The following is a 21,316-nucleotide window of genomic DNA, read 5'->3' as shown; positions in this document are numbered from 1 at the left end:
CTGTGGAGCGGGTCTGATGTTTTTTTGGACTCCACAGAGACGCCGTTCTTTTTTTCGAAAGCAACCGTTTTCCCGACCGGTTTGTGTTGTGGCTTTCTACTGTTTCTTCAACCGGGAGATTCTGTTCTGTACAACATCGCGTTGTTCCCGCGTGAGCGATGACAGTTGGGAGATAAGAACAAATTCGTTCAAAGCTTCCCCTTTCAAATTTGCCTTTTCCAGAGCCTGCGCTCCCAGCATCCGATACTCGAACTTTTCACCAAGCGAAGGATAACGTCGCAACACATCTATCGTTCTCAACGCGCTGGTGGAATAGTACCCGTTGTCATACAACACACGGATTCCGTTAAGTTGCAGAAGGCCCGCCTCAACGCCGGCTTCCGATGATGCAATTTTCCTGTCCCCCGCCTCACCGTGAACAACGGTTGTGCCCGGAATGTTCATTTCCTTGCTTTTCCACTCATAGGATGATGCCCGGACTTTTTCCATTGTCAACTTGAGCATCAGTTCTTCCTGCGTCAGTTCCCTCATGTCGGAAATATCCACCATCACTTCAGGAGGGAGAAGAATCCTCTTCTTGGTAGATGGGAGAAAGACCACGGCAGAACTGTTCTTGCCGGTTCGTACGGTTGCATCGGGATTCAGTACGTCACCGACATTCACTCTGTTCCATGTCTCCGTTACGCCCACGCGAATCATGACCTCTCCCTGCGCTTTTTGAAGGGAGATACTCTCTCCGCCAAACGCAGCTGCAGCAAGCACACAGGTCAGGATGAGAACAAGAAATGAACGAAAGCCTTTCATGATTTCCTCCTTCAATTAACATCAACAATTTTCACCCAGCCTTTGATGAGGCCGAGATTGATCTCAACATCTTCAAGGTACTGTTGCGCACCCAACGACCACGCCGATTCGAACCCCTTCGCAACTACTGTCGTTTCGATAGGAAGCCAGATGGTTTTGTTGCCGTGGCGATTTTTTCGGATGACGTATCGTTTCGGATTTTCACTCACGCTGGATCCGAACTTCGGATCGAGCCCCGTATCGAACATCATGTAGATATGGCTCTTCTCGGGATTCTGCGGCGGCACGACGTCAACGAATGCGGTTGATATGCCGACGCTGCTCAACAGCGATGCAAAGCAGGCCGTCATATCGTCGCAGTCCCCGCTTTTCATCACCAGCGTTTCCGAAGGGTATTGGACATAGTCGTTGCTCTGCTTCGGGTCGCCGACATAGACGAGCTTTCCCGCAAATTCATTAAAGAGAATCCTTGCTTTCACCAGCGGCTCCAGTTCCCTCGGAACAGCCGCAAGTGAATCCCTGTACTGCAGTAACACATCACGCGTGTAGCGCAAAATGTCAGGATCATCGGGAGTAACGAAGTAGCGGAGTGAGTGAACGTCGCCGTCCCAATCGTTGCGGGCGTGAATCAACAATCTGGTTTGTACACGATCGTCGTACTGTTCGCCTGCGGCCGTTGAGACGTACACGTTGGCTTCCCTGACGGTGAGTTTCGCGACTGAACGAACCTGATCGTTCAGAACCGCTTGAAACGGAATTTCCTTTTCTTCTCCGGGCAGTAACTCCACTGCCTCGGACTCTGTGGCAGCATCCATAAATCTCTCAACAAAAATACTCGCCTTCGCCTGAACAGTTTTGTCGGAAATATTTCTGACTCGAACCCTGCCAATCGGTCGAAATGCAAACAACTCGTATGACGACGGATAGACGCCGCTCAGTATTTCAACACCCTGAATACGCAACAAGCTTTCCCGAACGTTGCCGAATACGGCTTTCAATGAGAGCACAAGTTTGTTCCGGGTGTACGCATTCAAATCAAGATTTGTGATGCGCGAGGCATTGAAGTCGGCTGCCGCGAATGTTCCGGAATGCCTGTCCGGATTGACGAAACCGAGAAAGGCTGCATCCACTTCGAGAAGGCCGTACCTCCATCCGGCACCGACGCCGTACGCGTATGCAAAGGGCGACTCATTCTTGTCGAAGTAGATGCTGCTTCGCAATGCGATACTATAGGGCAACCTGAACTCGAATCCCGCCATACCGGATTCATTCGTGCTTCCGACCCCTGCAGCCGTGATGCCCGAACCTGCGTCGACCTTCATGCCGAATTCAAACGTCCGGTCTGCAGGCATTTCAAATTCTGATAGATCATCGGGAAGCGACGAGCTGCCGACAGCGAGGAGGTTCTTCGCCATTCCGGTTATCGTGAAAAACGGAGTCGGCTTCCATGAGACACTCACATCGGCCAAAAAAGTCCGGTTTGAGTATTCTGTTGTTGCGATTTCGACTTTGGGAATCAGTTTGTATTGCGTGTCGCTGACTTTCTCGCGCCGAACTCTTCCTCCGATGCCGGCTGAAAAATCCTCGTCGAACCTGTATGCAAGTCCGATTGCGAGATCTTCCGAATAGGCCACACGCTTGTCAAGCGAAACCACGCTGTCCCCCGTGTTGATGGAAAGGCCTGACGGTACAAGAAACTCAAGCAGCGAACCGGGGGAATACTGTACGCCTATGGCAAAGTCGTCGAGAAATCTTTTGCCGAGCGCAAGTCCGTGAAAAACAAATCCATTGTCCGACCGGGCAATATAGGTTGAGGTGGTAAACTCCCAATCACGAAGCCCGACAAGTCCTGCAGGGTTGCTCACAAATCCTCTCGTATCGGTAACAAAGGGAGCGTACGCTCCGAGTGCCGTTGCCCGGGCGCCGAACAAGGATTGGCCGTACGTATTCGAGAGAGTCATGCAAAGACCCATAACAATCATCAGACCCTTTTGTGACATAGATCCTAAATCAAATCAACCCGGACATTATGAATTGATGATGCCTGCATCAGTACTTTCCCCTGATACCGCAATGTCTGGTATTCAGCTCTGTTTGATGCCACAAAACTGAACACATAGTCGCCTCGAGGAAGTAAGCTGAGAACTCTTCTGCTGAGGACAACCCGGCCATCTGCCTGTCTCGCGTTGATATTCAGAACCGGAACCACCCTCGTTTCTCCCTGCTCGATTGTCACTTTGCTGATAATCAGCGATATTTTTCCCTGACCCGACCATCGCAACTCAAGGTCACTTCCACGGTTGATTCGTTGTCCACCAACCGGCGAAGTAACAGTAAGATTCTCGGGCGACTCAATCGTCAAGGGAGAAGCAAGGGAATCGGCCGTGAACGTGTAGACCCGCCGGGGCAGATGGTTCAGGATGTCCCGCACATACTCGACGCCGCTGTCGAGATTGCCCTGAATACGGAGGCGGGGAATCATGAATTCCCCGTTGATGCGGACGGTTCCCAACAGCCTGCCGAAAAAAACACCTCTGTCATGAAATGGAATCCGGTTTGACTTGTTGACAACTACAACACGAGCGTGCACAGATTGCCGCACGCCCGTCCCCCAATCGGACCTGACGGAACTGACAGTCGCAAACCCGACGTAGTCGCGATGATCACGCGGCAGCAGCGCCGTCGTATCCACCGCCGTCCCGTCGAGCGACGTATCCGCATCACTGATCGCTTCAATTTCAAGCCGAGATTGGTCATCGCTCAGCTGAACCTCAGTGGGCTTCTGGCAGCCTGCCAGTATTGTTGCGATCAGGATCGCTATGGAGAATTTCGTATTCATTGTTCGGACCGCCTCAATAAGCTCAAACTTGACGTCATCTTCAACGGTGAAACATTCGCAGCCTCCCGGCAATCGGGAGGCTGCGTCTTCTCCCCCACCATCACATCTTAGTACACCCGGTACGGCACGCCCCACCAACTGACGCTGTAGGCGTTTACGTTGTTGTCGTACAATGTCGCCTTTGTCATAGCCTCGACACCCGCGTGGAAATAGCCGGGACGATTGTGGACGAAGAACTTTTGTTCATACGTCTTCACAAAGCCGAGTGTACCGCCATTATTCTGGCTTGTCAACACCATGCGCGCACGGTTTCTGTGCAGCGAGTTGGCGCCGAATCGCAACGCCACCAGATCGGTATCTGCCGAGGCGCTTTCCAATGTCACTTTTACGCGGACAGTATCCGTGCCGTTGAACTCGAGCATATCACGATCGCCGTGCGGCAAGCGCAGCCAGCGATAGCGAAGGAAGTAGCGAAGCGGATCCGTTATGGTGATGGTTGTGCCGCCGCGTGTTGCCAGTTCAATCGCCTTGATGTCAATCTGTCCGTTCGGCGTGCCGCCATCCACCAATGATGTTGCCACGGGAATCCAATTCAGCCAGAACCGTTCGGCTCCGCGACGTACACGCTTGAACATCACGTTGCGGTCGGATTCATCGCTGAAGGGTTTTTCAACGAGAACGGTATCTCCCAGCAATGTGATGGCGCGGATCTTGAGCGTCCCGTTGATCGTTTTATGCACGCGAACAATAGCGATCGTGTCACCCGGCTGAATCGTGACCGTAGTTTGACGCGTGACGCTGGTGATAAACCGCCCCCAACGGATGGGCGTTATCGAAGCCTGAATCTGTCCGGCAACGTATGCGTAATCGGTTGAGGTGATTGCCTGATCCGCGAACGTGAGTTCATCATTCTTCACAAACTCATCATTCTCTGCTGCCGCCTTCATTGCCGATTGTTCATCGGTAACGCCTGCCGGAGCGCCTTCTGCTTCCGGCCCGTTAGTGCTTTTGTTGCACCCTGCGACAAGCAACCCCACCGTCACGGCAATCGTCCAGAGCAGAGCAAAAGACTTCTTCATACCTTCCTCCCTTGTATTTGATTATTGTTTGACATCAGACCAACTTCGTTTGTTTAGTTCTGCCCAAAAGAGGTCAAGCCTCGTGCCAGTTGGCAACCGAATGGGATGAATTTTTCTTTGATGCAAAAAATCTGCAAATTCACCATGAAATTGGCAAGAAATGGGGTGGCCTGCCAAGCGAACCAGCCGGAATGAAGTCAGGGCAAATTCCAGGAAGTGCGGGAAATTGCGAAAGAAGTGCGGGAAGTCAGCAATTCAGGCAATTTCAGGAATCCTTCCACACACGCCGGAAATACGCCTCTGCAACCTGTTCAAGTGTGGTGTGGTACTTCTGCGGCAGGTTTTTCATCTTCGGACGAAGCGCGGGTCTGATCTCTTCCCAAGGCTTGTCGAAGTCAACGGCCCCGGCAATGTTGGCAAGATATTCCTGCATTTTCCTTTTGACGCGCTCGTTGACCGCCGCGTCGGACGAGAGGGAGATGTAGCGAACGGCCGTGTCGAGATCGTAGGTGTGCTCGACGAAAGCCTTGAGACATTGGCCACGGAGATACTCCGCAACAGTGCCGCGGTTCAAACCGCCCAACTCATCCGCGGTTTCAGTGACTGCGCTGCGCGAGAACTTCTTCTCCCGCAACGACTCAAGGATCTGATCCTCAAGTGCAATGGCATTGTTCGCGGCAGCGGAAATCTCGTCTGCCAGGTCCTTCATGCTGATCATCTGACGTTTCTCTGCTTTTGCAAGAAGTACCGCCCGCGTAATCACGCTCTCGAGTTCACGGATGTTTCCCGGCCAGGCATAGTGTTGCAGCGTGTCCGATACATTCTTCGATACCTTCATCCCGGCATGTTCCCGTTCGATGAAATGACTGACAAGCAGCGGAATATCCTCCTGTCGCTCACGCAAGGGCGGAAGCTCGACCGAAAGGACATTCAGTCTGTAGAAGAGATCCTCCCGGAATCGCTTCTCCTTCACCAATTGTTTCAGATCCTTGTTGGTGGCGGCGATGACCCGGACATTCACCTTGATGGTTTTCGTTCCGCCGACGCGCTCGATTTCACCCTCCTGCAGGACACGAAGCAATTTCAACTGAAACGCTTCGTTCACCTCACCGATCTCATCAAGGAAGATCGTTCCGCCGTCGGCAAGTTCAAAGCGGCCGGCCTTCTCCCTCACGGCGCCCGTGAATGCCCCCTTGTCATGCCCGAACAATTCACTTTCCAACAGACTCTCCGCCAATGCGCCGCAGTTCACGGCAATAAATGCGTTCCCGGCTCTGCCGCTCCGCCTGTGAATTGCGCGGGCAACCATTTCCTTGCCGGTTCCGCTTTCTCCCAAAATCAAAACGGTTGCGTCGCTCGCAGCGATCTTGCCGACAAAATCCGTAACAGCTTGCAGCAGGCCGCCCGATTGATAGACCATTCCCTCGAACATCTGCGCTTCCCCTGCCGCATCAGTAACAGACGCTTCCTCCATATCATCCCTGCGTGAACTCAGAGCATGAATCTCGGCTTTGTATTTGCGGATTTCCTCCAGCAACGCGGCCGTTCTGTCGGCGGATTTGTTTCTTTCGAGTGAAACCAACTCACGCTCAAGAGCGACAACTTTTGCTTCACGATCCTGCAACTCGGCGGCAATGCGCTCTTTTTCAGTCAGAGCTCTTTTGAGTTGTTCGTGAACAAAACGATGCCTGTAGAACACGGCAGCCAGCGTTGAAATCAATCCAACAACGATCAACGGAACGACGGGAAGCACAAGCGGAATAGCGAAGAACAGAAGAAATGAAATCAGGGTTGCCGCGAATATCGTCGCAACAGGAACAAACCGCCGGGCCATGGAGACAAAATGCAGAGCCGAAAATGCGCAGAGATAACCGAGCAGCATAGCCAGCAGCACATCAACCCACCACGGCGCACTCTGCAGGAATCCGGAATGCAGCGCATTATCAAGAAACACGGCATGAAGTCCGAGCGAAGGGAAGCGCGGATCAACCGGCGTTGCGAACGTCTCAGTCCGGCCTTCTGCGATGACACCGATGAGGATGATCTTGTTCTTCAGATTGGCAACCGGAATGAGAGGCTCGCGGCCTGAACGAAGGGCATCGTACGACTTCAGTATTTCCAGAAAGGGATAGAGGGTGAACGAAGAAATCCTGCCCGGAAAATGCAGCCGGACTTTCCCCTCATCCGTGCGGATTTCGAGCAACTTACCTTCTTTGCGCAACGCAAGCCGGTTGTGTTCGAAGCGTATCGCATTTCTGCTGACGCCCGAATACAGGCGCAGCATTTCCGTTCCGAGCGAAGGAATCACAAACTGGTCGCTTGCGACAAAAAGCGAAATCCTTCCGTCATCTTCAATATTCACATGCCCGATACCCGCTGCCGACCGGACAAGCGAAGGCATAGGAAGATGCAGCCCGTCTCCCAACCGGTAGATATCCGACACAAGCGGAAAGTCGAACAATTGTGTCGAATCATCCTCCGCAAGCGGCACATCGTCATCACCAATTCGTGCGAGCTTCCACCCGCTCAGCACAAGCTTTTCGAAGTACGAACTCAGCACAACAGACCGCGCATCGCCAACGATGCGAGTGAGAAGCTGATCGTACTCGGGGTATTCGGGACTCGGGTTCTCGAACAGAACATTCACCCCGATCGCTTTCGCCTTCAGATCGGCGAGCGCGCTGATCATCAGCGCATGAAAATTGCGGCGGACCGGCCAGCCAAGTTCCTTGACGGCCTCATTGTCGATGTAGATGATGACGATGTTCGTGTCGGCGTGCCGGTCACCGCGCAGGCCGTACTTCACCGAGGTGACCTGCTCCTCAAGAGAGTTTAGCGGACTGCCGAGTATGATTGTAATAACAAGCGAGGCACAAGCTATAGCGGCAGGCAGGACAAACGGTTTCATCGGCTGAGCCAGTGTTCGGGGTTTTGTTTCTCGCGTTCTTTCCACAATTCAAAATGCAGCCGCGGGCCGTCGATTGCTTCGCCGCTGCGCCCGATCAGATCGCCTTCCTTCACGTTCTGTCCTTCGGTGACACTGATTTCCGAGAGATGCGTGTACACGGTGCGGTAGCCGTTGTAATGATTGATGATGAGAAGATTGCCGTACGACGGATACCAGAGTATGGTCGAGACCTCGCCATCGGCAACAGAACTGACGGGCGAACCGGCTTTCACCTGAATATCAATTCCGGTATTGGTTGTAACCGTTTTGAGTCGCGGGTGAATTTGATTGCCGAACTTTGCCACAACAAGTCCCTGACTTACAGGCCAGCGAAGCTTCCCCTTTTTCGATTCGAAATTACCTGTCTTTGGGGGAGGTTGGGGAAGTACGCCTTCTTTGACTGCGGCGTCGCGCTTTTCTTTCTTCAACCGGTCGGCCTCAATCAGACTGGCGATCACGTTCTCCAATTCTTTTGCGGCCCTTTTTTGACGATCGATCTCCCGCTGGAACGTGTTCTTGTCTTTTCTGATGTCGGCGAGAATTTTTTTGCGGTCAGCGGCGAGCGACGTGTAGCGATCTTCTTCCGCTCCTTTTTCCGCAATCAGACGACGTTCCTCGGCAAGCTGCGACTGCAACCGGTACTGTACCTGCTCGACTTCACCACGCTTTACGTCAATTTTGTCCGCATCGCGTCTGCGCTGCTCGGTGAATCGTCGCAAATAATACGAGCGGACGTATAGCTGATTGATCGAGCGCGAAGAAAGCAGCAACTCCACATCATAGACCCTACCCGACTTGTACGCCGACTTCACATACGACGCATAATGCTGCTTCAGGAATTTCAGCTGTGCATTGAGTTGGTTTAACTCGGCTTTTGTCTTTTCAATGGATCTTTGCAGGACTGCTGCGTCCGCCCTCAGATTTGCAATCAGCTTGCGAAGCAGAGTTCCTTTCCGGTCGTACGAATCGAGAAGATCAAGCGTCGACTTCTCCCTCGCCTGTTGCTGTTTGATTCTTTGTTCGAAATCCTGAATCTGCTTGCGGATGTTCTGCAGTTCATTCTTCCGTTTCGTGATTTCATCCTGTCCGGCCGCGGGGGCCGCCAGCACCAACAACATCACTATGCAGAGCGCGCACTTCATACAACATCACTGAAATCGAGGTTTTGCATTGGATGGAATAGAGAAACGAAAGTCCGTTTTCCCCGCATTCAGCGTCAGCGAATTGTAAGCAATAGAAAGCTGCCTGCTTTGCTGCGGAAACGTGATGCGAATCCGCCGGGCGGCGACGGCATCGTCCTGCTCGGTGAAAGACGACGCCCGCGCTTCAACAAGAAGATTTCCATCGGTGTCCCGTTGTTCGAAACGCGACACGACAAGGTAGCGCGGGTCAATCCAATACCGGCAGGTATTCTGCCCGCATGAATACGTAAGGAAAAACATGTCATCCTCAATTGTATATCCCTGCAACTCCTTTGCCGAATACGGAATGCTGAACACGCCTGCAAACGCATTGAGTATCTGTTCAGGAGTCAGTTCAAACGGAATAACGGAACGAAGTGCCGCACCCGTCGGGTCGCCCGTGGCAACGCTGTTCTCGAGGCTGTTGTACATGACGTACTTCTCACGTGAAAGAAACAGCGTGCCGACTTCAATACCGAACGGGCCCGCCAGCGTCACGAGCAACGAATCGGGCTTCTTCATATTCGAGTGAAACGACGCGGAACCGGCAATCTCCGGACTATCAAACGTCACAATCCCCCGACCGACAAGCGTCGTGAGTTTGGCTTCGCGTTCTTCCAATCTGTTGAGAAGCAGTGCGGGCGGAGTAGCATCAGTGTTGAGAAGTAGTTCGGAGCGCTTGGGCGCACACGACACGACAAGAAGGGCAAGAACCGGCACAAGGCAGAGGCGTCGTCGGATCATCGCATAAAACGGGAGATCTTTTCTTTCAAATCCGCGTTGCCGGCGTCGAGCTTCAGGGCAAGCCCCCATTGCTCGAGCGCACGCTCGGTGTCGTTCATCCGCTCGTACACATCGCCGAGGTGTTCATACAGAACGGCGCTCGCATTCCCTTTGTCGATGGCCTTCTTGATCCACTTTTCCGCCTCGGTGTAGTTGCCGAGTTTGAAGTGAATCCACCCGTACGTATCAAGATATGCCTGATTGTCGGGTTGCTGCTCAATGGCACGCTTCGACATTGCCAGCGCCCGCTGCAACTGCAACCCCCGCTCGGACATGCTGTAGCTGTAGTTGTTCAGCACGAGATGGTTGTCGGGATCGACACGCAACACATCTTCGTACAAGGAATCGGACTCCGCATACATCTTCATCCCGTCATAAATCAGCGCGAGTTGCGAGATCGTGTTCATGTCCTTCGGATCGAGCGTTCGGGCTTTTTCCAGAACACTGATGGCCTCGGTGTTCCTGCCGAGTCTGTTGTACGCAAAGCCGAGTATCGAATGAATCCGGGGTTCCTCGGGGAGAATGTTCAGTGCTGATTCGAGAACGGTAACAACGGCATCGAAATCATTCTTCTCCAGGAACACCGAAGAGAGATACACCCAGCCGTCCGCATTCCAGCTTGCCAACTCGGTGACTTTTTTGAAGTTGATGAGAGAAAGAGAATCGTCGCGGGTGATGGCGCCGATTGCGCCGAGAAACCAATACGAACGCCAATCCTGCGGATGCGCCTGCTGGATCCGTTGAAACACATCGCGGGCATACGGCGCAATGGTGGAATCCTTCTCAAGCTGGCCGAAGTACATCTGCCCGATGCGAAGCTTGTCCTCCACATTGACGGAATCCTGCGCGAGGGTAACGGCAAACTCCTTTGCAGCTCTGGCATATTCCTTTTGCATCAGATACACTCCGCCGAGTTCAGCGGCGTATTCATGGTTCTCGGGATCGCGCTCGCGCAAATCACGATAGATGCTCAAAGCCTCTTCTGGCTGATTGGCGCGGACAAATGCGCGGGCGAGACTTTGTTTCAAATCGAGATTGGAGGGATCGAGATCCGTCATCTTCCTCATTGCTTCGGCGGCTTTGCCGAAATTCCCCGTCGCGTTGTGCAACTCGACAATCTGCAACAAAATCTCCCACTGCGGGCCGAAGCGGTTGGTGATCTCTTCGAGAGTCTGAAGGGCTTTCTGCGGATTGCGGGCCTGTTGCAGTCGTGCAAGATTGAACCACGATTCGATGTTGGTGGAATCGCGTTTCACAACCTCTTCGTACATCGCGGAGGCGGAGTCGAACTCGAACGTCTGCGCGTAGGATGCCGCAAGAATGCGGCGGTATTCCGTGTTGGCGGGGTCGAGCTTCACCGCCTGCCGCGCAGACTCGATAGCGAGCGAATGCTTGTTCAAAGCGGCGTAGTTTTTCGCAAGGCCATAGTGGATGGCGGGGTCTTTTGCATACCGGAGGGCATCCTGGAATTCGAGAATCGCCTGCGCATACTCGCCTTTCACCTCGTACAACGAGCCGTTGATCATATGCTGCGTGGCAACATCGTGCATCGGCGGACGGGGGCTTGTCCCGGTTTGCTCGCTTGCGCCCGCTGACGGAACAGCCTGCTTGCTTCCCGAACAGCCGCCGAGAACCAGCATGGCAAAGGCAACACATACACAGGCAATGAACAGCGTTTTCACAAATCCCCTCGTGTTTTTCATGAAAAATATATTCATAACACGGGTGAATAACAAGAAGAGGATTCTTGCTTGAAACCCCGAATTTCGTATTAATAGTATGCGACACCATCATCCTGTATCATGCCCGACTACTACCACATCGCTATTGCGTGGGATTGGGAATACGACACCGACTTCGTTGCCATGTTGGAAGCGGAAGTGCAGCGGCTGAAGTTGAAGTCGTACTCCATCACGCACCACAATACGCAGGAGACAATCAGGAACGTGCAGAAAGGGGAACTCCGGTTCGGCGCGTTTCTCGACCGTGCCGGTGACGGCGACGAGAAATTTCCGCCGCTTGCCCGCTTCATCAAAAAATCCGGTGCGCTGTTCATCAATCATCCCGATCACGTTCACCACGCAATCGACAAAGCGACGATGCATCTCGAATTCATCACGAAGGGGATCGAGGTTCCGTTTTCCGTCATCATCTCCCCCCATAACAAAAAGAAGGAGATCGAGCTGCGGCTCAGCGATATCGCCAATCTGAAATGGCCCTTTATCATCAAGCCGGCAAATACAACGGGGGGCGGCATCGGGGTTGTGCTGAACGCGGCTTCGCTGAAGGATATCATCGAAACGCGTCAGCATCACAAGAATGACAAATATCTTCTCCAGGAAAAGATCCTTCCCGCCGGGATGGGAGAACAGAAGGCATGGTTCAGGGTGTTCTACATCTTCGGGAGCGTGATTCCCTGTTGGTGGGACGACGAGACACACATCTACCATCTCATCACTCAGCACGAAATGACACTGCATCGCCTTCGCCCTCTCATCACCATCACAAAAAAAATACACGGCGTCTGCAAACTGGATTTCTTTTCAACAGAAATTGCCGTCGCCGATAACGGCCGTTTTGTTGCAGTTGACTATGTCAACGAAATCTGCGACATGCGGCTGCAATCGAAGCATGTTGACGGCGTGCCCGATGTGGTTGTGCTGGAGATTTGCAGAAAGATAGCCAAACACTTGAAGGCCGCACTTCGTTGAATCCGTCACAAGAAAGCCACAATTATACACGCTGCTTGACTTTACCTGATGCGTTTGATACATTTGAACCATGATATACACGTTCCGGGAAGATGTCCATCGACAATTCACGTTCATCCTTAGGAGAATCTTCATGAAACAGACAGGGGCTCACATATCGTTTCTCTTCGTGGTCGCAGTTGCCGGATTGGTCATGATGGCCGCCGGCTGCGGAACAGTGGAGGAAACAACGAGTGAAGACTGGACAAACACCCCGCCGATTTCAACAACGGCCCAACTCGAATACCGGCTCGACAGCCTTTCCAATGAAAACCGGAAATTGCAGCAACAACTTGAAGTTGTTGCAACGGAAAACACGAATCTCTCGGCACGCAATTCGGAACTGGAAACACGCATGCGCGAGGCGGTTATCACACCGCGCACTGCGGCTACTACACCGCCTCCTTCGACGCCAAGATCATCGGCTGCATTTTCCGGGGGGTATGAAGCTGCCCTTTCAAAATACCGGAACAGAAATTTCCAGGAGGCAATCGATCACTTCAGCAGCTTGATTACGGGGGGGGTCAGCGACGACCTGCTCGACAATTGCTATTACTGGATCGGCGAATCGTATTTCGGGTTGAAGAGATATGACGAAGCCATTCAACAGTTCCAAACTGTTACAGGCATGACCGGATCGGATAAGGCGGATGATGCGCAGTATATGATCGGCAACTCGTATCTGCAGGCAGGAAATCGTGAACAGGCACGTGAGGCTTTTCAGAAACTGCTGACGCTCTATCCGGGAAGCCAGCTTGCGGGACGGGCACGATCGAAGATGAGTTCGTTGTAAGAGATCCCTGTTAGAAAGGCAACAACCCCGGCTCACCGAGCCGGGGTTTTTTCGTTTCAGGGAATTACATCCGGTTAGCGTTTGCCCGCAAGAAATTCTTCGGCGAATCTCACGTCATCGGAGCTGCCGATGAAGAGCGGAGTTTTCTGATGCAGCTTCGTCGGAACAATATCCATAATACGTTGCTTCCCGTCTGACGCGGCGCCGCCGGCATTCTCGACGATGTAGGCAAGCGGATTGTTTTCGTACATCAGACGCAGTTTGCCGCTGGGATTCTTTGTATCACCGGGATAACAATAGATGCCGCCGTACATCAGCGTGCGGTGAACGTCGGCGACGAGCGAACCGATATAGCGGAGCGAATACGGCCTGCCGTCTGCTTTGTCTTCCGTCTTCAACCAGTCGATGTACCGCTTCATGTTCGGCTCCCACCGGTTGTAGTTGCCTTCGTTGATGGCATAGATGGCCCCGCGCTGCGGCATGCGGATATTTTCGTGCGAAAGGAGAAACTCGCCGACGGAGGGATCAAGGGTGAACCCGTGAACGCCATGGCCCGTTGAATACACGAACATCATGCTCGAACTGAACAGCGCGTACCCGGCTGCAACCTGCTTATAGCCCGGCTGCAACACATCCTCAAGTTGCCCCTGGCCGTCAGGCGTGATGCGTCTCAGGATCGAGAAGATCGTCCCGACGGTGATATTGGCGTCAATGTTGCCGGAACCATCCAACGGATCGTATAGCAGCACGTACTTGCCGTATTCGTACTGGTCGGGTATGTGCAGGAGATCTTCGTTCTCTTCCGATGCCATCACACACAAATGTCCGCCGTGATCCATTGCTTTATAGATGGTTTCATCGGCAAACTCGTCGAGCTTCTTGACTTCGTCGCCGGTAACATTCATACGATCTGTTTTGCCGAGAATGTTCACCAGCCCGGCTTTTGTGACTTCACGCCACACAAGTTTGACGGCAAGCGAGAGTGCATGCATCACGCCGGAGAATTCGCCCGTTGCGTCAGGATGATGTCTTTCCTCCTCCATAATATGCCGTTCCAACGTCATGAATTTCGCTGAAGATTCGCGGTCGGGATTCATCGGGATTCCTTGCAAGATTGAATAATGATTGTGTGAGTATGAACGGGTATGAACTGCGGGGGAGACTACTTGATAATAGTGAAGAGGGCGTAGAGTTGCAACCCTGTTTTTTGCGGCTTATGCCGTTTGCCTGACCTCCTGGTCTTTGTACTGCAACTGGTACAATTTGAAGTAAATTCCGCCGTGGGCCAGCAATTCCTGATGCGTTCCGATCTCGCGGATTTCGCCTTTGTGCATGACGATGATTTTACTCGCATTTTGTATTGTCGAGAGCCGGTGGGCGATCACAATGGACGTTCTTCCACGCAGCAGCTTTTCGATAGCCTGCTGGATCAGTTGTTCTGTTTCGGTGTCGATGCTCGATGTCGCTTCGTCGAGGATGAGAATCTGCGGATTGTACGCCAGTGCCCGCGCAAAAGAGATCAGTTGTTTCTGCCCGACCGAGAGAGTAGCGCCCCGTTCCTTTACTTCAGCATCATATCCGCCCGGGAGTTGCCGGATAAACTCATCGGCCCCGACTGTGCGTGCTGCCTGCTCGACTGCATCTCTCGGTATTGTTCCATCTCCCAGATTGATATTGGAGGAGATGTCGCCCGAAAACAGAAACACATCCTGCAGCACAACAGCAATATGCTTCCGCAACTCCTGCTGACGAATGTGTTTGATATTAATGCCGTCTATCAGAATTTCGCCTTTCTGAACATCATAAAACCTGCAGAGCAGGTTGGTGATTGTGGTTTTCCCCGCTCCCGTATGTCCCACAAAGGCCGCCGTTTCGCCGGCATTGATCGTAAATGACACATCCTTCAAAACCCATTCGGTCTCGGCGTCTGTCGGGCCAACATTGTACGCAAACCAGACATTCTTGAATTTGAGCGTTCCACTGACATGATCGAAAGGTTTCGGATGTCCTGGGTCGTTGATCGCCGTCTTGTCGTCCAACAGCTTGAATATCCTCTCGGAAGATGCCATCGCCGTCTGCATAATGTTGTACTTCTCCGAAAGATCACGTATCGGCCGCCAGAACATCTCATTGAACTGCAGGAAGGCAATCACCGTCCCGACCGTGATCGTTCCTTCGAGCGCATCAACGCCCGCATACCAGATGATCAGCCCCACGGCGATAGCACCGATAAGATCGACTCCGGGATAGAAGAGGGCGTAGTAGAAAATGGATTTGATATTGGCATCACGGTGCGCCGCATTGACGCGATCGAATTTCTCGAACGATTTCTTCTCACGATTAAACACCTGATCCACCATCATGCCGGTGATATGTTCCTGCATGAACGTGTTGATGCGGGCGATCTGGATGCGAACTTCACGATACGCCTCACGGGCTTTCTTCCGGAAGAGAAACGTTCCGTAGAACAGCAGCGGCAGTACGCTGAGCGAAATAAGCGCAAGCTGCCAGTTCATCGTAAACATCAAGGTGAGGATGCCGATGATGGTGAAGATGTCGCTGAACACCATGACGATTCCGGACGAGAACATCTCGTTCAACACCTCGGTATCGTTTGTGACACGGGTGATGAGCCGGCCGATGGGGTTCTTGTCGTAGAATTTGAGACTACGTGACTGAAGGTGCTCGAATACCTGCATGCGCAAATCAAAAATCGTCTTCTGGCCGATCCACTGCGTCAGGTACGCGTTGAAGTATTGGATGACCCCGCGTAAAAGCAGAACGCCAAGAAACGCCAGCGCCGTCAGGAGAAGGCCTTCTCCGTCTTTCTCGGCGATGTTCACGTCGACAGCAATTTTCGTAAAGTAGGGACGAACGGCTTCGAGTCCCGAAACCACCACGCTGAGGACGATGCCGAAAACGACATGCCATCTGTACGGACGGAGGTAGATGAGCAACCGCCGCATCAGAGAGGCGTCGTACGCTTTACCGAGTATTTCTTCTTCGTGCATCAGAGATTTTCCAGTTCCTGCTCCAACAACTGCTTGCGGTGCAGCTCGGCGTACACACCACCCTGTTCCACCAACTGATCATGCGTTCCACGTTCAACAATCTTGCCGTCATCCATCACCACAATCATGTCGGCATCTTTCACGGTTGAAATGCGGTGACTGATGATGATGCTCGTCCGGTCTTTCATGATCTGTCGAAGCCGTTTCAGGATTTCTTCTTCCGTATATGTATCGACTGCGGAGAGGGCGTCATCGAGAATCAGGATTTTGGGCTTGCGCATCACGGCTCGCGCAATACTTGTCCGTTGCTTCTGTCCGCCCGAGAGGGTGATACCCCGCTCGCCCAACATGGTTGCATATCCCATCGGGAAATCGCTGATGTCGCGGGCAATCTGGGAAATCTCGGCAGCATCGCGGACGTGTTCCTCGGTTCCATTGTCCGTCCCGTAGCTGATGTTCTCGGCAAGCGAATCCGAGAACAGGAAGGTTTCCTGGGGGACGTAGCCGATACTTCTGCGCAGCACTTCCAGCGGAATCTGCTTCACATTCTTCCCGTCAATCAACACCTCGCCGGACGTCGCGTCGTAGAGCCGCGGAATCAGGTTGACGAGCGTACTCTTGCCGGCTCCGGTATAACCGATAACAGCAAGAGTGGCGCCTTGCGGAATTATCAGGTTGATATCGGAAAGCGATGCACGAGCCGCCCCGTTGTGCGTGAATGAAACGTTGCGGAATTCAATCATTCCCCCGATATCGGTAATTGTATGATCAGTCCGTTTGGTATCCTGAACCTCGGGCTTGGTATCGAGTATCTTCGCGAGACGATCCATCGAAGCGGCGCCTTGTTGCAATATGTTGATCACCCAGCCGAAGGCAATCATCGGCCAGATGAGCATTGTCAGATAGATCAGAAATTTTGTAAGGCCGCCCACGGAAAGTTCATTGGCAATCACCTTCAATCCGCCGAAGTAAATGGTGATAACGAGAGAAAGTCCGACCAGCAGGAACATTAGCGGCCACATAATGGACTGCACGCGGGCAAGTACCAGGTTCTTCTTCAAATACTCGAAGCTCATCGTGCGGAACAACTCCGTCTCGTATTCCTCGCGAACATACGCCTTGACGACGCGAATGCCGGAGAGATTTTCTTGAGCCCGTGTCGTCATCTCGCCGTATTGTTTCTGCCGTTCATCGAATTTCTTGTGCACAACTTTGCCCAACCGGTACACCGCGAATGACACAAACGGCAACGGAATCATGGCAAAAAGAGTGAGTTCCCAATCAATGCGGAGCATCATCGCAATGACCATGGCAAAGGCGAGGATCGTATCGGTGGGATACATGATGCCGGGACCGAGACAATTGCGCACGGCACTGATATCATTGGTGGCATGCGCCATCAAGTCGCCGGTGGGGGTGTTCTGGTAAAATGAGAGTGAGAGTTTCTGGATATGGGAAAGGAAATCATTTCGCAAATCGAATTCGATGTGACGGGAAACGACGATGAGCGTTTGTCGGGTGAAGAATGTAAACGTGCCTGCGATAAGGAAGAAAACAACTATCCCGACGGCGTACATGACAAGGTCGGACCCGCCTATACTCTTCGCTTGAAGCCCCTCCTCAAGGATATCAATCGCATCCCCGATGTAAAGCGGAGGCAAGATGGTAAAGATGTTACTCCCCACAACCGTCAGAAACCCGATGAAAAGGGTCCGTTTGTATTGTGCAAGATACGGCAGCAGCCGCAGCAGTGGTTTCATGCAATCTCTAAAAGAACATATTGCCCGCAGCAGTCGATGACTCGCTGCGAGCAGATTGGCTCACCCAATCACTTCAAAACCTGTGTACTTATGCAGGACTTTCGGCATAATTACTTTGCCTTCCGGAGTCTGGTAGTTCTCGATGATTGCCGCGACAATGCGGGGCAATGCAAGCGCCGAGCCGTTGAGTGTGTGCACAATTTCAGGTTTTCCTCCGCTCCCCGGTTTGAAACGGATGTTCATGCGCCGTGCCTGATACGACTCAAAGTTGCTGCACGACGAAACTTCAAGCCATTTCTGCTGGCCTACCGACCAGACTTCCAGATCATACTTCTTTGTTTGTGTAAACCCCAAATCGCCCGAACACATCAATAATACGTGGTAGTGCAGCCCGAGTTTCTGCAGAAGCCGTTCCGCGTCTGCGCGGAGGCTTTCCAATTCATCGTACGATGTCGAGGGATGCACGAACTTGACCAGCTCGACTTTGTCGAATTGATGCACACGGTTCAGCCCGCGCACATCTTTGCCGTACGAACCGGCTTCACGCCGGAAGCAGGGTGTGTATGCACACATCTTGACGGGGAGTTGCTTCTCGCCTAAAATTTCGTCGCGGTAGAAATTCGTTACAGGGACTTCGGCGGTGGGGATGAGATAGAACTCATCCTTTGTTGCGACATACATCTGGTCTTCTTTGTCGGGAAGCTGTCCCGTTCCCGTTGCGCTTGCGGCATTCACCACATGCGGTGGCATCACTTCTGTATAGCCCGCCGCTTCTGCTTCGTCAAGAAAGAAATTGATGAGGGCTCGTTCCAACTTCGCGCCTTTCCCGACGTACACGGGAAATCCGGCTCCGGTAATCTTCACGCCGCGCGGGAAATCAATAATTCCCAATTTTTCCACCAACTCCCAATGCGGCCTCGGTTTGAAGTCAATGGCCGGAGGCTCACCCCACGTGGCAACGATTTGGTTTTCTTCGGGTGTTCTGCCGACGGGCACCGAGGGATGCGGGATATTCGGAATGGCGAGCAGCACATTCCGCAGATCTGCCTCGATAGCCGCCAGATCATGATCCAGCGACTTGATTTCGTCGGCAACTTTCCGCATTTCTTCGAAAACTGCAGTTGCATCTTCCCCCTTTGATTTCTTCTTTGCTACTTCGGCGGATACGCTGTTCTTCCGTGCTTTCAGTTGCTCGGCCTGCGCCAGCGTGTGCCTCCGCTTTTCATCGAGCGCAAGCGCCTCATCGACTTTGGCGGGATCCTCCCTTTTTCTTGTGACGCCTTCTTTGACGACCTCTGCGTGTTCACGAACAAACTTGATATCGAGCATGAATCCTCATGTATGGGATGAATGTGCTTGCACATTCTACCCAAATGATGCATGAGTTTCAAGGCTTGAGAATGGACTTGTCTCTACTCAGTTTAATCACTCTCACGAGCAGTGAGCATAACAGAGTCCGTCTGTTGCGTGGATTAGCTTTTCGGCTTGCTCACGTTCTGCGCGGGAATCGGGCCGCTGTCGGCCAACATGCGGAGTGTGCGGTTGAGTTGTGTTTTGAGAATCAGCAATCCCTGCTCTACCGTGCTCGGACGGAAGCCAAGTTCCACCTCGGCCTTCAGCGTTATCAGTCCGCTTTTCAACGGCCGCGGCGCGGGTTGCTTGAGTGTTGATGTTTTGATGGGAGTAATGAGTTGGGGATCGAGATTGAATACTTTGGCAAGTTTCAATGCGAATTCGTACCGGCTGATAATATCGCGCCCGGCAATATTGTAGATGCCCGTCCGGTCCATTTCGAACGCCTGAATCAACCCGTACGCAAGATCATCCACCAACGTCGGGTTGCCGAACTGATCGTCCACAATGTTGACGGGCTTTCCGCTTTCGAGACTGTCGATAAGCCACAGCGCGAAGTTCGGCTTCACACCTGGAGCAAAGCCGTACAGCACCATCGTCCGGGCAATCATGTAGGGCACGCCTCCAGTCCGCACGGCGGTTTCACTGGCGAGCTTGCTTTTACCGTAATAGCTCAGCGGCTCGGGCCTGTCGTCCTCGGTGTAGGGTCCGGTCTTTCCGTCGAACACATAATCGGTTGAAACATGAATCACTTTCGTGTCGCGCTTCTTCGCCGCCTCGACGATGTTCTCCACCCCTTCCACATTGATCTTCCAGCACATTTCCCGCTCGGTTTCGCAGATATCAACATTCGTCATGGCGGCAGCGTTGATGATTACGTCGGGATTACAGTCGAAGACGAGGCTTTTCACATCCTTCTTGCTCGTAATATCGACGCTCTGGTACTGCGCCCCGACTACCTGCCTGACAGACTTCTCTTCGATTGAAGCAATCGTGAGAGAATAGGCTCCGCCGCGAACGATAATCTCACACAATTTTTGTCCGAGCAAACCGTTACTGCCGATAACGAGGATTTTTTTGCTGTTCATGGGGTGTGAAGAAATGTTGATGGTTGATTGTTAGTGGGCAGGATCAACACCCGGCAACGAACAACGAAGAACGAAGAACAAACTCACCGCAACGCCTCCTCCAACGCCACCGCCGCGCTTGTCTTTCCGTCCCGGTATTTTATGATAACCGGAGTCGACACCTGAAGTCCCTGCTCCATCCCCCACTCATCCGAAACGGGCCGGCTTCCTGCAACAACAACGGCGTTTTCAGGAATCGTGAGCGGGCGCCCTTGTTCTTTTTGGTGGATTGTTGTATGAACAAGATCGTACACCCGCGTTCCGCTTGTGAGAATCACGCCCGCGGCAAGTACCGCCCCGCGCCGTATACGCGTCCCTTCGTACACGCCGCAATTCCCGCCGATAAACACATCGTCTTCGACAATGACGGGCATTGCGCCGACCGGCTCCAACACTCCCCCGATTTGCGACGCCGCGCTGAGATGCACACGCTTCCCGATCTGCGCGCACGACCCGACCAGCGCATGCGAATCCACCATCGTGCCTTCGTCCACATATGCCCCGACATTGATGTACATCGGCGGCATGCAGACAACACCCTTTGCGACGTACGCGCCATCCCGAATCGACGAGCCCCCCGGCACAATCCGGACGCCGTCTGCAAGCTGCATCGGCTTCAGCGGGTATGTTGTTTTGTCGAAGAATTTGAAATGCGTGTTGATCGACACATCCTCCAAATCGCCGAGCCGGAAGCCGAGAAGAATGGCCTTCTTCACCCAATCATTCACCCTCCATTCCCCGCTCACACATTCGGCGGCACGGACTTCCCCCTTGTTCAGAAAGAACTTGAACTTGCTGAACACTTTCAGCGCCCGGTCAATGTCGGCACCTTCGAGTTTCATGTCGAAGAGCCGCTCGATGTCTTGTCGGAGAGTTGTCATACGAATAC

The 21,316-nt window shown here is 52.9% G+C and carries 16 protein-coding genes; 2 read left to right on the top strand and 14 right to left on the bottom strand.

All coding sequences use genetic code 11. The features are described 5' to 3' along the window. Positions 1 to 96 precede the first annotated feature (96 nt). The 8 genes from KF749_04495 to KF749_04460 form a co-directional block, all read right to left on the bottom strand. Entirely contained in the window at positions 97 to 804 is a 708-nt protein-coding gene (locus tag KF749_04495) for a hypothetical protein (GenBank protein MBX2990413.1), read from the bottom strand. Between the two features lie 11 nt (positions 805 to 815). After that, positions 816 to 2,765: a transglutaminase domain-containing protein gene (locus KF749_04490; GenBank protein ID MBX2990412.1), complete on the bottom strand. Its 1,950-nt coding sequence runs from the start codon at positions 2,763 to 2,765 to the stop codon at positions 816 to 818. Between the two features lie 44 nt (positions 2,766 to 2,809). Beyond that, positions 2,810 to 3,643 (bottom strand): hypothetical protein, encoded by an 834-nt coding sequence (locus KF749_04485; GenBank protein ID MBX2990411.1) that lies wholly within the window; start codon positions 3,641 to 3,643, stop codon positions 2,810 to 2,812. A gap of 107 nt (positions 3,644 to 3,750) precedes the next feature. Then, the gene (locus tag KF749_04480) at positions 3,751 to 4,722 is read right to left on the bottom strand and encodes a hypothetical protein (GenBank protein MBX2990410.1); all 972 of its coding nucleotides are present in this window, start codon (positions 4,720 to 4,722) and stop codon (positions 3,751 to 3,753) included. A gap of 265 nt (positions 4,723 to 4,987) precedes the next feature. Continuing rightward, a complete protein-coding gene (locus tag KF749_04475; protein MBX2990409.1) occupies positions 4,988 to 7,630 on the bottom strand; it encodes a sigma 54-interacting transcriptional regulator in 2,643 nt (880 codons plus the stop codon). Then, entirely contained in the window at positions 7,627 to 8,811 is a 1,185-nt protein-coding gene (locus KF749_04470; protein ID MBX2990408.1) for a peptidoglycan DD-metalloendopeptidase family protein, read from the bottom strand. Before KF749_04470 ends, KF749_04475 begins: the two co-directional genes overlap by 4 nt. Positions 8,812 to 8,817: 6 nt before the next feature. After that, complete coding sequence (locus KF749_04465; protein MBX2990407.1) at positions 8,818 to 9,594, bottom strand: DUF4292 domain-containing protein; 777 nt, start codon at positions 9,592 to 9,594, stop codon at positions 8,818 to 8,820. After that, positions 9,591 to 11,336 carry a tetratricopeptide repeat protein gene (locus KF749_04460; GenBank protein ID MBX2990406.1) on the bottom strand — a complete coding sequence of 582 codons (1,746 nt, stop codon included), beginning with the start codon at positions 11,334 to 11,336 and terminating at the stop codon, positions 9,591 to 9,593. Before KF749_04460 ends, KF749_04465 begins: the two co-directional genes overlap by 4 nt. Positions 11,337 to 11,435: 99 nt before the next feature. Here KF749_04460 and KF749_04455 point away from each other — a divergent pair, with 99 nt between their 5' ends. Continuing rightward, positions 11,436 to 12,344 carry a hypothetical protein gene (locus KF749_04455; protein ID MBX2990405.1) on the top strand — a complete coding sequence of 303 codons (909 nt, stop codon included), beginning with the start codon at positions 11,436 to 11,438 and terminating at the stop codon, positions 12,342 to 12,344. Positions 12,345 to 12,477: 133 nt separating this feature from the next. Then, positions 12,478 to 13,176 (top strand): tetratricopeptide repeat protein, encoded by a 699-nt coding sequence (locus KF749_04450; protein MBX2990404.1) that lies wholly within the window; start codon positions 12,478 to 12,480, stop codon positions 13,174 to 13,176. A gap of 74 nt (positions 13,177 to 13,250) precedes the next feature. Here the strand turns inward: KF749_04450 and fbp are convergent, their stop codons facing one another. From fbp to KF749_04420, 6 genes are all read right to left on the bottom strand, one after another. Beyond that, positions 13,251 to 14,273, bottom strand: a complete 1,023-nt coding sequence (gene fbp / locus KF749_04445) for a class 1 fructose-bisphosphatase (protein MBX2990403.1) — start codon at positions 14,271 to 14,273, stop codon at positions 13,251 to 13,253. Between the two features lie 117 nt (positions 14,274 to 14,390). Further along, complete coding sequence (locus KF749_04440) at positions 14,391 to 16,187, bottom strand: ABC transporter ATP-binding protein (GenBank protein MBX2990402.1); 1,797 nt, start codon at positions 16,185 to 16,187, stop codon at positions 14,391 to 14,393. After that, the gene (locus KF749_04435) at positions 16,187 to 17,947 is read right to left on the bottom strand and encodes an ABC transporter ATP-binding protein (protein MBX2990401.1); all 1,761 of its coding nucleotides are present in this window, start codon (positions 17,945 to 17,947) and stop codon (positions 16,187 to 16,189) included. Before KF749_04435 ends, KF749_04440 begins: the two co-directional genes overlap by 1 nt. A 60-nt stretch (positions 17,948 to 18,007) precedes the next feature. After that, positions 18,008 to 19,276, bottom strand: a complete 1,269-nt coding sequence (gene serS, locus KF749_04430; protein ID MBX2990400.1) for a serine--tRNA ligase — start codon at positions 19,274 to 19,276, stop codon at positions 18,008 to 18,010. A gap of 143 nt (positions 19,277 to 19,419) precedes the next feature. Beyond that, on the bottom strand, positions 19,420 to 20,388 hold the full coding sequence (gene rfbD / locus KF749_04425) for a dTDP-4-dehydrorhamnose reductase (GenBank protein ID MBX2990399.1): 969 nt from the start codon (positions 20,386 to 20,388) through the stop codon (positions 19,420 to 19,422). 83 nt (positions 20,389 to 20,471) lie between these two features. Further along, on the bottom strand, positions 20,472 to 21,308 hold the full coding sequence (locus KF749_04420) for a 2,3,4,5-tetrahydropyridine-2,6-dicarboxylate N-succinyltransferase (GenBank protein ID MBX2990398.1): 837 nt from the start codon (positions 21,306 to 21,308) through the stop codon (positions 20,472 to 20,474). Positions 21,309 to 21,316: the final 8 nt, after the last annotated feature.

It is taken from the genome of Bacteroidota bacterium (genome assembly GCA_019637975.1).
GTDB lineage: Bacteria > Bacteroidota > Ignavibacteria > UBA10030 > UBA6906 > CAADGV01.
This window is presented reverse-complemented; position numbering and strand designations above follow the sequence as displayed.